This window comes from Coleofasciculus sp. E1-EBD-02 (assembly GCF_040218245.1).
GTDB lineage: Bacteria > Cyanobacteriota > Cyanobacteriia > Cyanobacteriales > Coleofasciculaceae > Coleofasciculus.
Map to the genome: position 1 here is coordinate 1 of NZ_JAVJQN010000234.1, position 11,298 is coordinate 11,298.

An 11,298-nucleotide genomic window follows, 5' to 3' on the forward strand; every position below is an offset into this window, starting at 1 on the left:
TTGATGGGCTTTGCGGTTTTGGCTTTGTGCAGCAAGCCCATCAATACTTTGAGCCTTATTGACAGAGGGTTTGATTCAAGGAAATAGGGTAGTATTCTTCATAAGTAAGGCATCACCTTGCTCAGGAAAAATGTACACTTGCTCCCCCAGCTTCCCCAGCTTCCCCCGCTCCCCCTCACCACCAGACTTATTCAGCAGACCCTATAGTATTGGATGCGATGCTAATTGACTTTCGTAATACCAATACCGTCTGGGCTTCTATACTGGTGGAAACGTTAACGCGGTTGGGATTAACCACTGCCGTCTTATGTCCCGGTTCACGTTCCACCCCGCTTACTGTTGCCTTTGCACAACACAGCCAAGTTGAAGCAATTCCGATTCTCGATGAACGTTCGGCTGCGTTTTTCGCCTTGGGAGTTGCCCGAAAATCAGGGCTACCTGTGGCGTTGGTTTGTACCTCAGGAACCGCCGGGGCGAATTTCTATCCCGCGATTATTGAGGCACGAGAAAGCCGCGTTCCTCTATTAATTTTAACCGCAGACCGTCCGCCAGAACTGCGTGATTGTCATTCAGGGCAAACCATTGATCAAGTAAAACTCTATGGCAATTATCCCAACTGGCAAACCGAATTAGCTGTACCGTCTCTGGAAATCGGGATGTTGAGATATCTGCGACAAACTGTAATTCACACCTGGGAGCGATCGCGCTTTCCTACTCCCGGTGCAGTACATTTAAATTGCCCCTTTCGTGATCCTCTAGCACCTATTCCAGAAGACGCCGCTACTGAGTTACAATCCCAATTCCAGGCTGACGATTTCTTTGGGGCGGTTACTCCCGCATCTGTGCATCCCCTCTCTCCTGTATCTGGGCAAACGATTCCCTACTCAGATTGGCAAGCGTGCGATCGCGGTTTAATTATTGCAGGTTTAGCCCAACCCCAAAACCCCCAAGCCTATTGTCATGCAATTTCCCAACTTTCGCAAGCCCTAAACTTTCCTCTATTAGCAGAAGGGCTTTCCCCCCTGAGAAACTACGCCAACCTCAATCCTTATCTCATTTCTACTTATGATTTAATCCTCCGGAATCGCCAACTCGCGCAACAACTAAAACCGACGATTGTTATTCAAATTGGCGAACTCCCCACCAGTAAAGAACTACGCGCTTGGTTAAATACTTGTCAACCCCAACGTTGGATTATTGACCCTTGTCATCATAACTTAGATGCCCTGCATGGGAAAACCACGCATCTGCGGATTTCTATCGAAGAAATCGGGCAATGGATAACCACGAATCCCAGAGAAATTAGGGATGTAGGGGCGGGTTTTACCGATAATGTGGTTGGTAAAACTGATAACGAAACTAAACCCGCCCCGATAGAGGAACAGGAAAAAACTATATCAAAACAAAACCCACATTACCTCAAAAAATGGTGCGATGCAGAAACGCAAGTCAGAGCAGCCGTTGACCAAACTATGGCAGAAATGTCGCAATTATTTGAAGGAAAAGCCGCCTGGTTACTCTCTCAATCTTTACCTACAGGGACACCCTTATTTATTGCCAATAGTATGCCCGTGCGCGATGTCGAATTCTTTTGGTCGCCAGGGAATACAGAAATTCAGCCCTGGTTTAATCGCGGTGCGAATGGCATTGATGGAACCTTATCCACAGCGTTAGGGATTGCTCACCGGAATCAGAGTGCCGTAATGCTAACCGGAGACTTAGCCTTATTACATGATACCAATGGCTTTTTATTCAACAATAAACTTATCGGTCATCTCACCATTATCTTAATCAATAATAACGGGGGCGGTATTTTTGAAATGTTACCCATTTCCGACTTTGAGCCACCCTTTGAAGAATTCTTTGCTACCCCCCAACATATAGACTTTGCACAATTATGTTTAACATACAGGGTAGAACATCAACGTATTGAATCGTGGCAACGATTACAGCAATTACTGAATCCATTACCCACTCAAGGGATTCGAGTCTTAGAAATACCCACCAATCGCAAAGCTGACGCAACGTGGCGACAAACCCATCTAGGTTCGTTCGTCGTAAAGGAACCTTAACCTATCCAATTGTGCCGCAATAACATTAACCTTTGATGTTGGGTTTCCTGGGTCAACCCAACCGACAACCATTCCTCTTAAATCTGTCAGCATCATAATTATTAGTAACCCCCCGTCACCCGCCAAGAACTCAAGTTCTTGGCTTATAGCTTAAGTCCACTGAAGTGGACTAATATCATGTCTTGACGATTGCCCATAATTGCAATGCTGTAATAACAAGGGTTTCAGGCGTTTTTATTTGGGGTGTTTGACCGGACATGATATAAGTAGTCGGACATAAATAAACAGCACTGTACCCAAAAGCCAAAAATGCTTGTAACCTTTGCCTCAAGGCAATTAGAGTCACATTTACAAAACTTTATACAATTCCCAAAACTTTTGTCCGACTACTTAAAACTCGTGTTTAGTCGTCTTTAGACGACTTAAGCTTTTAGCCAGGGATTTGAATCCCTGGCGGGTTGTTGCGACAGGTGTTAACATTTTTATTCACTAAGCATTGATTCCTTGTTCAAAAGCGTCAATTGCTTCAATTTGGTCAGAAATAAAAACACACTGTTCGAGCAAAGCCATATCTAATCCTGGTAATAATTCGCTAGTTATGACTTGTTCATACCCATACGTTTCTTCAAATACAGATGGCGTTGCTTCTCGTAAATGGTAAAGTTTAAGTCGATTCGTTTTCCAAAGCCATACCTCAGTTACTCCCAAGCGCCGATAGATATCTAGCTTGTCAATACTCCCACTGGTAATAATAACTTCCACCGCTAAATCTGGGATATCTTTCTCCTCTCCGATGCAGTAACATTCATCCGGTTCAGCGCCCACTTTTTTAAGTTGCTTCTTGACTCTGGTACTCCCCATTGGTGTGTGTTTGATTCGCTTTTTTATCAAATAAAATTCGATTAGAGTGGCTAGACGCTTTTTGATTTTTTCATGTCTCAAAGACGGTGACACGATTTCTAACACTCCATCCAAATAGGTGATGCGGTAATGAGAGTTGTCTCCCAGTTTTGCTAGTAAAGATTCGTATTGATTCCAGCTTACCTCACTGGTTGTGAATCTCTCCTCCGGGTCATAAATTTGAGTCAATTCTGGCTCGTTAATTAGTTCTTGGAGACTATTGACCATTATTTTTTGTCCTATTTAGTCAGATTGGAGTTGATTGCGATCGCGCCACCACACCTCAGCCATTTAATCCTATTATTATCCTTTCTTTTTTTATATAGTGAACTCATTATCAGGTGGGTGGAGGGGGGATGGAAAAATCATTAAATAAATGCACGTCATAAGTCGAGGTTGGCAACCTCAATATAGAACAAATCAGGTACATAGATTTCACTGTGGGGATTGGCAAGATGGGCAAACAGCAACGTTACTTTAAGCGATAGCGGATCAGGAATAAATTGCTTGATACCCACACTTGCGTCAACAACACATTTGAGCAGAGTTGTCATCGACTATCTCGATCCGCTCGAATAAGGGCAGTGCTATCTAGCCATGCAATATCTGTCGGTAATGTCTGGCGGCGATATTCGATATCAGCGATAAGCTGAGGGACTATCTTGCATCTTGCTTCCCAAGTTACATCAGTTTCTGGTAAACTGTCTTTAAATTCAGGTGTTTTATAGGATTGTAGGGCTTGTTTTAATAACTCAATAACTTGATTAATAACAGATTGATTATTTTGCGTGGCAAGTTGTTGAATCTGAGCGTAGAGATCGTCGGGTAGATTATTAATCGTGAAGGTCGTCATAGAAGATGAGTAGCTGTATTCAGTGCCTATCTTACCAGATCCGCGATCGCACCCTAGCAAACCTTACTTTTCACGGTATCCGGTGCCACGTAAGTGTGAATTGTGTAGGGGCTGTTCTTTCACGACTGTAGCACATAGAGTTCCGATTGAGTTGACTAGCATCAACCCAACCGACACATTTACGCCTTGACTAGGAATTCGGAATTCACTTGCCATGAGCTTATAATAAAATTAAGCTCAAAGCTGATATCCAACTCATGACCGTAACCCCCCTTCCACTCACCAATATTCGCCTGATTACTACGGCTGATTACCATCGAATGGCAGAGGTCGGTATTTTAGCAGCGGATGAAAAAGTTGAACTCATCGCCGGACAAATAATTCAGAAAATGCCCAAAGGTCCTGCCCATAGCGCACTTTGTAAACGTCTTGAAAAATGTTTGGAAAAGCTTCTGGGGGATCAAGTCTTAGTACGACTGCAAGATCCGATTCAACTCGATACCTACTCAGAACCAGAACCTGACATTGCTGTTGTCCATCCCAATGCTAACTTTTATGCTGACTATCATCCTCGCCCAGAGGAAGTTTACCTGATTGTCGAAATTGCTGATACCACAATCAATCGAGATTTAGGAAGTAAAGCCAATCTTTACGCCGCCGCAGGTATTGTTGACTATTGGGTGTTTAATGTGACAACCCAGCAACTCCACGTTTTTAGAGATCCTCAAGTAGATGGTTACCAACGTCAGTTAATTCTAAAAGGGCAACAGTCGATTGATATTCTGGCTTTTCATAATTGTACGATTACGGTGAACGAGTGTTTTAGAATACGATAAATTTGCTTTACAGTCCTGATTTCTTGATCATTTAGGCTAAGATCCCCTGACGACAAACCCAATTATAGTAACCGACATAGCGGTTAGGACACATCATTGATGTAGAGACGTTGCATGCAACGTCTCTACAATGGTGACGAAAGTCCTAATCAATGTGTCTACTGCTATAAAACCACGGCTTCTTGGTAAGCTGAAATTGATACATTACCCTGGTAGGGGCGCAAGGCTTGCGCCCAGAAACGTTAAGGGCGTAAGGCACATGGCAATAAACAATCATCTATCCCCAATCAGCCAGGAAGAAATTCGCGTGCGGGGTACAGTACAAGGGGTGGGATTTCGCCCAACGGTGTACCGTTTGGCAAAGGCGTGTAATCTGAAAGGAGAAGTCTGTAATGATGGTCAAGGTGTCTTAATTTACGTATCAGGAACAACAGACGCGATCGCAGATTTTGTGCAACGCTTACAAACAGACTGCCCTCCCCTTGCCCGAATTGAATCGATTGACCGTACTTTTTATCAAGGCGATCGCATTTTCTCAGACTTTACCATTGCCCAGAGTGTCAATAGTACCGTTCAAACTCAAATACCTGCTGACGCCGCCACCTGTCCCCAATGTCAAGCCGAAACCTTTGATTCGCGATCGCGCTGGTACAATTACCCGTTTACTAATTGTACCCATTGTGGTCCCCGTCTAAGCATTATTCGCTCGATTCCCTATGACCGTAAACAGACTAGCATGGCAGACTTTGCGATGTGTCCTGATTGCGCTAGGGAATACCACGATATCGAAAATCGCCGTTTCCACGCCCAACCGATCGCTTGTCCGGTTTGTGGTCCAAGGGTATGGTTAGAAGGGGCAAATGGTGAAAAAATAGATACAGCTAACCCTATCGATACCGTTTGTACTCTGCTGCAACAAGGGGAAATTGTGGCGATTAAAGGATTAGGCGGGATTCATTTAGCCTGCGATGCCACCAATGAAACCACAGTACAACAGTTGCGATCGCGGAAGCAACGGTATCATAAACCTTTTGCGTTGATGGCGCGAGATTTAGGGGTGATTGAACGGTATTGTACTCTGAATGATCAGGAAAAGGAATTATTACAAAGTCTCGCTGCGCCTATTGTTTTAATTAATGTTATCCCGAATCGCGCCAATTGTAGAGACGTTGCATGCAACGTCTCTACAGCCAAAATTGCGGATTCAGTCGCACCGGGACAAACAACGTTGGGGTTTATGCTACCCTATACTCCCCTACACCATCTAATTATGCAGCGGCTGGATGATCCGATTATTTTAACCAGTGGTAATCTCTCCGATGAACCACAATGTATCGATAATCAAGACGCCCGTGTAAAATTAGGCAAAATCGCGGATTATTTGCTGCTGCATAACCGTGATATTGTCAATCGTGTCGATGATTCGGTGGTGCGAGTTATTCCCTCTAAACGACAACCTCAAAACTTTGATGGGGGCGGGTTTAGTCACATCAGGGTGACAAAAAACGATAATTGTGAAACCCGCCCCTACAAAGGAACTATGGCAAGACATCTCCACACCCAAACCCTACGCCGCGCCCGTGGATATGCACCCCAACCCATTCCTTTACCCCCAGGATTTGACAATTGTCCGCCGATTTTGGCGATGGGAAGTGAACTGAAAAACACATTCTGTTTATTGCGAGATGGACAAGCCATCTTATCTCAACATTTAGGAGACTTAGAGAATGCTGCTGCCTTTAACGCTTACCAGACTACCCTAAATCTCTACCTAAACTTATTTGACCATAAACCGAGTGCGATCGCCACAGACAAACATCCCGAATACCTATCGACGAAACTCGGACAAGAACTCGCTACCGCTAATAATCTTACGTTACAGTCTATCCAACATCATCATGCCCATATTGCCGCTTGTATGGCAGAAAATGGCATCCCACTTACGACTCCCCCCCTATTAGGAATCGCCTTAGATGGATTAGGCTATGGTGAAGATGGCACAATTTGGGGTGGAGAATTCCTCTTAGCCGATTATCAGGGATTTAAACGATTAGGCAGATTTAAACCAATCGCCATGATTGGCGGCGAACAGGCAATTTATCAACCCTGGCGCAATACCTACGCCCATTTAATGGCAGCATTGGACTGGAACAAGTTAAAACAAGAGTATGGGGAGTTAGATCTAATTCAATTTCTGGATCAAAAACCTCATCCCTTGCTGAATCAACTCATCGAAAAAGGGATTAACTCCCCCCTCGCCTCATCTGCTGGACGATTATTTGATGCAGTAGCCGCAGCGTTGGGGATTTGTCGGACAGACTGTAGCTATGAAGGGCAAGCCGCGATTGAAATGGAAACCCTGGTTACTCCGGATAGCTTAAATTATGTTAAAGAAGTAGGGGCATATCCCTTTAACATTGGCAAACTAGATCAGGAAACAGAATTAATTTTAGACCCTTATCCCCTATGGCTTGCATTATTGGACGATTTACAGCAAACTATGCCAAAGTCCCTCATTGCTGCCAAATTTCACCAAGGATTAGCTGACGCGATCGCGAATATGGTTCAGCAGTTACGTCCTGATTTAATCAGCAATCAAGTGATCCTCACCGGAGGTGTGTTTCAAAACCGAATTTTATTGACCCAAGTCAGGGAAAATTTAGAGAGGATGGGTATGACAGTATTGACACACAGCTTAGTTCCACCCAATGATGGAGGACTATCCTTAGGACAAGCCGTAATCGCCGCAAGATGTAGGGGCGGGTTTAGGGACAATTTGTAGGGGCGGGTTTAGGGACTCAATTAGATGTCACCAATAACCTTTCAACAAAACCCGCCCTCCCTACCGATAACCTTTCAACAAAACCCGCCCTCCCTACCGATAACTTTCAACAAAACCCACCCTCCTCCAAATTCAACCCTCAGCTTACCCAAAACAACCAACAACCCACAAAGGACAACAGAAAAATGTGTTTAGGCATTCCCGGTCAAATTACTGAAATAACGAATAGAGAACATCAACTCGCCATGGTCAATATTGGCGGCGTCCAACGCCAAGTTAATATTGCCTGTATTATTGATGAAAATCATCCCATTGACACCTGTATTAACGATTGGGTATTAGTTCACGTTGGCTTTGCCATGAATCGCCTCGACGAACAAGAAGCCGCCGAAACCTTACAATTACTCCAAGAACTAGCCTTAGCCGAATGACATAAGACAAATGACAAATGACAAATGACAAATTATGAAATACGTTGACGAATTTCGCGATCCCCAAAAAGCCAAAGCCCTACTGCGAGAAATCCAAACCTTAACCACTCAATTAGGCAAAACTCCCAGCCAACCGCTAAAAGTGATGGAAGTCTGTGGCGGTCATACCCATTCCATCTTTAAATATGGACTCGAAGAAATCCTACCCGATAGCATCGAATTAATCCATGGTCCCGGCTGTCCCGTCTGCGTAATGCCAAGGGGACGCCTAGATGACGCGATCGCGATCGCAGATTATCCTAATGTTATCCTCACCACCTTTGGTGACGCCATGCGGGTTCCCGGTTCCCAGAAAAGCCTCCTCCAAGCCAAAGCAGCCGGGGCGGATATTCGCATGGTTTATTCTCCCCTAGATAGCCTGCAAATTGCCAAAGATAACCCGGATAAAGAAGTCGTTTTCTTCGGACTTGGCTTTGAAACCACTGCCCCCAGTACCGCATTAACCATCCTACAAGCCGATGCTGAAGGACTGCAAAACTTCAGTATGTTCTGTAATCACGTTCTAGTTATTCCCGCCTTACAAGCCTTATTAGACAATCCCGATTTACAACTGGATGCCTTTATTGGTCCCGGTCATGTCAGCATGGTTATTGGTACAGAACCCTATCACTTTATTGCCCAACAGTACCAAAAACCGCTAGTGGTTTCCGGATTTGAACCTTTAGATATTTTGCAATCCCTGTGGATGATTTTGCAGCAACTGATGCAAGGACGCTGCGAGGTAGAAAATCAATATGATCGCATCGTTCAACCCCAAGGAAATCGTGTCGCCTTAGACGCGATGAATACCGTATTTGAAGTGCGGCAAAAATTTGAATGGCGAGGACTCGGTGATATTGCCAATTCGGGGTTTAAAATTCGCCCCGATTACTCCCAATTTGATGCCGAAGTTAAATTTACCCTTCCCAATCGTCAAGTCGCCGATCACAAAGCCTGTCAATGTGGAGAAATCCTCAAAGGTGTCATGAAACCTTGGCAATGTAAAGTTTTTGGTACAGCTTGTACACCGGAAAACCCAATCGGAACTTGTATGGTATCTTCAGAGGGGGCTTGTGCTGCCTATTACAAATATGGACGCCTATCCAAAGTCACCAAAACCGCCGTCGGCATCAATTAACCCCCTGTAGGGGCGACCCGCCTGCATAAATTAACAACACCATTCCACTCAATGACATCGGGTCGCCCTTTACTCAATTGCATCAGGTCACCCTCTCCTCAACCCCCTGTATCCGAACGTGTTTCTTGAGAGTTTAAACAGTCGCGGGAGAACATTTGTCAAGGTGGGTTTAGCCCCCAAACTTTATCCACCAAACCGATAATTCAACTACAAAATCCGTCTGTTTTCCCCCATACAATGCTGTTAAAACACAGTTTTAGATTGGAGAATAAACGGTTATGCCATTTGTCACAGTTCAGATTGCCCAAGGTCACTCTGTTGATCAAAAACGTGAACTTGCCAAAGCCCTCACGGATACCCTTGTTTCCACCTTAGGCACGAAACCCGAATGGGTAACCATTCACATTGATGAATTTGATCGAGAAAATTGGGCAGTTGGCGGTGAATTACATTCCGATAAACCCGGTAAAGGAGGTAAGCATCACACATAAATTAGAGGCTGTTGAATAAGTGTTGTGGTGAGTTTCGCTACTATCTTTTGAAATGGTGCGTTACGCTTCGCTAACGCACCCTACACCCGCCCCGACTTTACAAATGACAAATGACAAATGACAAATGACAAATGACAAATGACAAATGACAAATGACAAATGACAAATGACAAATAACCAAAATCCTCTCTTCCAAAAAATCGAAAAAATTCGACGCCGCCCTAATAAAGTTAAAGATACCGCCATTACCCTCGCCCATGGTAGTGGTGGCAAAGCCATGCGGGATTTAATCGATGATATTTTTGTCGGGAGTTTCGATAATCCCATCCTCTCCCAACTCGAAGATCAAGCCACAATTCCCCTCGCCCAACTCATCAGTCAGGGCGATCGATTAGCCTTTACCACGGATTCTTATGTCGTTGATCCCCTCTTTTTTCCTGGTAGTAATATTGGGGAATTAGCCATCAATGGAACCGTCAACGATTTAGCCGTCAGTGGGGCAAAACCCCTCTATTTAACCTGTAGCATGATCATGGAAGAAGGACTTCCAGTTGAAACCTTACGGCAAATCGTTCTGAGTATGAAAACAGCCGCCGACGCTGCTGGAGTAAAAATCGTTACGGGAGATACCAAAGTTGTCCATCGCGGATCTGCCGATAAACTGTTTATCAATACAGCCGGAATTGGTGTTATTAGAGAAAATGTTTCTATTTCCGCCCATCAGATTCAACCTGGTGATGCGGTAATTATAAATGGTCAATTGGGAAATCATGGTGCAGCTATTTTAATCGCCCGTGGGGAATTAGCATTATCAACAGACATTAAAAGCGATTGTCAACCGTTAAATGGGTTAGTGGACGCGATTCTTGAGGTTTGTCCCCAAATTCACGCGATGCGAGATGCGACTCGTGGTGGTGTCGCTACGGTGTTAAATGAATTTGCCCAAAGTTCTGAAGTGGGGATTCGTCTGGATGAAGCATCGATTCCGATTCGGGAAGAGGTGAATGGAGTTTGTGAGATTCTGGGATTAGATCCGCTATATCTCGCCAATGAAGGGAAACTGGTGGTTATTGTACCGCGATCGCACGCTGAATCTGTATTATCGGCGATGAAGTCTCACCCAGCCGGAGAGGATTCCTCTATTATTGGTGAAGTGATTGATTCCCCTGCGGGTGTAGTATTACTGCAAACGGCGTTTGGGGCGGAACGTATTGTCGATATGCTAGTGGGGGATCAACTCCCCAGAATTTGTTAATTACCCACCATAGTGGCGTGGCACACCTTATGTGATGAATTAGTGTCGGCTTGTAGTAGCGACCCTTAGCCCTATATTCTGTTGGGTTGAGCGAAGTCGAAACCCAACCTACAACCTAAATAAGGGGGATCGCGATCGCTACTCTAACTCTTCCAGCAAGGTTTCCAAATCGCCATAATCGTAAGGGGGGCGTTTACGGATAGCCAATACATCGATAATTTTGTCCGTTTCTGCGATCGCGTACAATAGTCGCCAATTGTCTAACCGTAGCCGCCATACCTCTGCTTCCACATCGGGGAGGTTAAGCATTTTGCTTTGAGGTGGGCGGGAATTGTCGGCTAATTCCCCAATTACTCGTCTGATGCGCTGTTTAAGTAGGTTTGTGGAAATAAACTCAACCATGTTAAGTTATGTTAACAAGCCTCAAACCCTTACAAATGACGAATGACGAATGACGAATGACGATCCCCACCGTTAACTTTAATTGTCCCCACCTACTTA

Annotated in this window: 11 protein-coding genes; 7 read left to right on the forward strand and 4 right to left on the reverse strand. The window is 44.7% G+C overall.

Going from position 1 to position 11,298, the window contains the following annotated elements; all coding sequences use genetic code 11:
• Positions 1-218 precede the first annotated feature (218 nt).
• Positions 219-2,072 (forward strand): 2-succinyl-5-enolpyruvyl-6-hydroxy-3-cyclohexene-1-carboxylic-acid synthase, encoded by a 1,854-nt coding sequence (menD, locus tag RIC07_RS34655; protein ID WP_446398483.1) that lies wholly within the window; start codon positions 219-221, stop codon positions 2,070-2,072.
• A 489-nt stretch (positions 2,073-2,561) separates the two neighbouring features.
• Here the strand turns inward: menD and RIC07_RS34660 are convergent, their stop codons facing one another.
• The 3 genes from RIC07_RS34660 to RIC07_RS34670 all read right to left on the reverse strand — a co-directional run bounded on the left by RIC07_RS34660 (position 2,562) and on the right by RIC07_RS34670 (position 3,825).
• Positions 2,562-3,200, reverse strand: coding sequence for a Uma2 family endonuclease (locus RIC07_RS34660; protein ID WP_446398484.1), 639 nt, complete (start codon positions 3,198-3,200; stop codon positions 2,562-2,564).
• A gap of 155 nt (positions 3,201-3,355) precedes the next feature.
• Positions 3,356-3,526, reverse strand: coding sequence for a hypothetical protein (locus RIC07_RS34665; RefSeq protein ID WP_446398485.1), 171 nt, complete (start codon positions 3,524-3,526; stop codon positions 3,356-3,358).
• The gene (locus RIC07_RS34670; protein WP_446398486.1) at positions 3,523-3,825 is read right to left on the reverse strand and encodes a hypothetical protein; all 303 of its coding nucleotides are present in this window, start codon (positions 3,823-3,825) and stop codon (positions 3,523-3,525) included. The genes RIC07_RS34665 and RIC07_RS34670 overlap by 4 nt, the downstream gene beginning before the upstream one ends.
• A 257-nt stretch (positions 3,826-4,082) precedes the next feature.
• Here RIC07_RS34670 and RIC07_RS34675 point away from each other — a divergent pair, with 257 nt between their 5' ends.
• The 6 genes from RIC07_RS34675 (at position 4,083) to hypE (ending at position 10,797) form a co-directional block, all read left to right on the forward strand.
• The gene (locus RIC07_RS34675; RefSeq protein ID WP_446398487.1) at positions 4,083-4,661 is read left to right on the forward strand and encodes a Uma2 family endonuclease; all 579 of its coding nucleotides are present in this window, start codon (positions 4,083-4,085) and stop codon (positions 4,659-4,661) included.
• Positions 4,662-4,920: 259 nt separating this feature from the next.
• Positions 4,921-7,443, forward strand: coding sequence for a carbamoyltransferase HypF (gene hypF / locus RIC07_RS34680; RefSeq protein ID WP_446398488.1), 2,523 nt, complete (start codon positions 4,921-4,923; stop codon positions 7,441-7,443).
• Between the two features lie 185 nt (positions 7,444-7,628).
• Positions 7,629-7,874: a HypC/HybG/HupF family hydrogenase formation chaperone gene (locus RIC07_RS34685; protein WP_446378083.1), complete on the forward strand. Its 246-nt coding sequence runs from the start codon at positions 7,629-7,631 to the stop codon at positions 7,872-7,874.
• Between the two features lie 34 nt (positions 7,875-7,908).
• On the forward strand, positions 7,909-9,051 hold the full coding sequence (hypD, locus tag RIC07_RS34690; RefSeq protein ID WP_446398489.1) for a hydrogenase formation protein HypD: 1,143 nt from the start codon (positions 7,909-7,911) through the stop codon (positions 9,049-9,051).
• Between the two features lie 278 nt (positions 9,052-9,329).
• The gene (locus RIC07_RS34695; RefSeq protein ID WP_446378046.1) at positions 9,330-9,542 is read left to right on the forward strand and encodes a tautomerase family protein; all 213 of its coding nucleotides are present in this window, start codon (positions 9,330-9,332) and stop codon (positions 9,540-9,542) included.
• Between the two features lie 166 nt (positions 9,543-9,708).
• Positions 9,709-10,797: a hydrogenase expression/formation protein HypE gene (hypE, locus tag RIC07_RS34700; protein ID WP_446398490.1), complete on the forward strand. Its 1,089-nt coding sequence runs from the start codon at positions 9,709-9,711 to the stop codon at positions 10,795-10,797.
• 138 nt (positions 10,798-10,935) lie between these two features.
• Here hypE and RIC07_RS34705 read toward each other — a convergent pair whose 3' ends face one another.
• On the reverse strand, positions 10,936-11,199 hold the full coding sequence (locus RIC07_RS34705; RefSeq protein ID WP_446398491.1) for a type II toxin-antitoxin system RelE family toxin: 264 nt from the start codon (positions 11,197-11,199) through the stop codon (positions 10,936-10,938).
• Positions 11,200-11,298 lie beyond the last annotated feature (99 nt).

Excerpts from the sequence above, each read along its gene's own strand:
- RIC07_RS34660 (WP_446398484.1), bottom strand. The coding sequence starts at position 3,200 with ATGGTCAATAGTCTCCAAGAACTAATTAACGAGCCAGAATTGACTCAA.
- menD (WP_446398483.1), top strand. The coding sequence starts at position 219 with ATGCTAATTGACTTTCGTAATACCAATACCGTCTGGGCTTCTATACTG.
- hypE (WP_446398490.1), top strand. The coding sequence starts at position 9,709 with ATGACAAATAACCAAAATCCTCTCTTCCAAAAAATCGAAAAAATTCGA.
- RIC07_RS34705 (WP_446398491.1), bottom strand. The coding sequence starts at position 11,199 with ATGGTTGAGTTTATTTCCACAAACCTACTTAAACAGCGCATCAGACGA.
- RIC07_RS34675 (WP_446398487.1), top strand. The coding sequence starts at position 4,083 with ATGACCGTAACCCCCCTTCCACTCACCAATATTCGCCTGATTACTACG.
- hypD (WP_446398489.1), top strand. The coding sequence starts at position 7,909 with ATGAAATACGTTGACGAATTTCGCGATCCCCAAAAAGCCAAAGCCCTA.
- RIC07_RS34665 (WP_446398485.1), bottom strand. The coding sequence starts at position 3,526 with ATGACAACTCTGCTCAAATGTGTTGTTGACGCAAGTGTGGGTATCAAG.
- RIC07_RS34695 (WP_446378046.1), top strand. The coding sequence starts at position 9,330 with ATGCCATTTGTCACAGTTCAGATTGCCCAAGGTCACTCTGTTGATCAA.
- hypF (WP_446398488.1), top strand. The coding sequence starts at position 4,921 with ATGGCAATAAACAATCATCTATCCCCAATCAGCCAGGAAGAAATTCGC.
- RIC07_RS34670 (WP_446398486.1), bottom strand. The coding sequence starts at position 3,825 with ATGACGACCTTCACGATTAATAATCTACCCGACGATCTCTACGCTCAG.
- RIC07_RS34685 (WP_446378083.1), top strand. The coding sequence starts at position 7,629 with ATGTGTTTAGGCATTCCCGGTCAAATTACTGAAATAACGAATAGAGAA.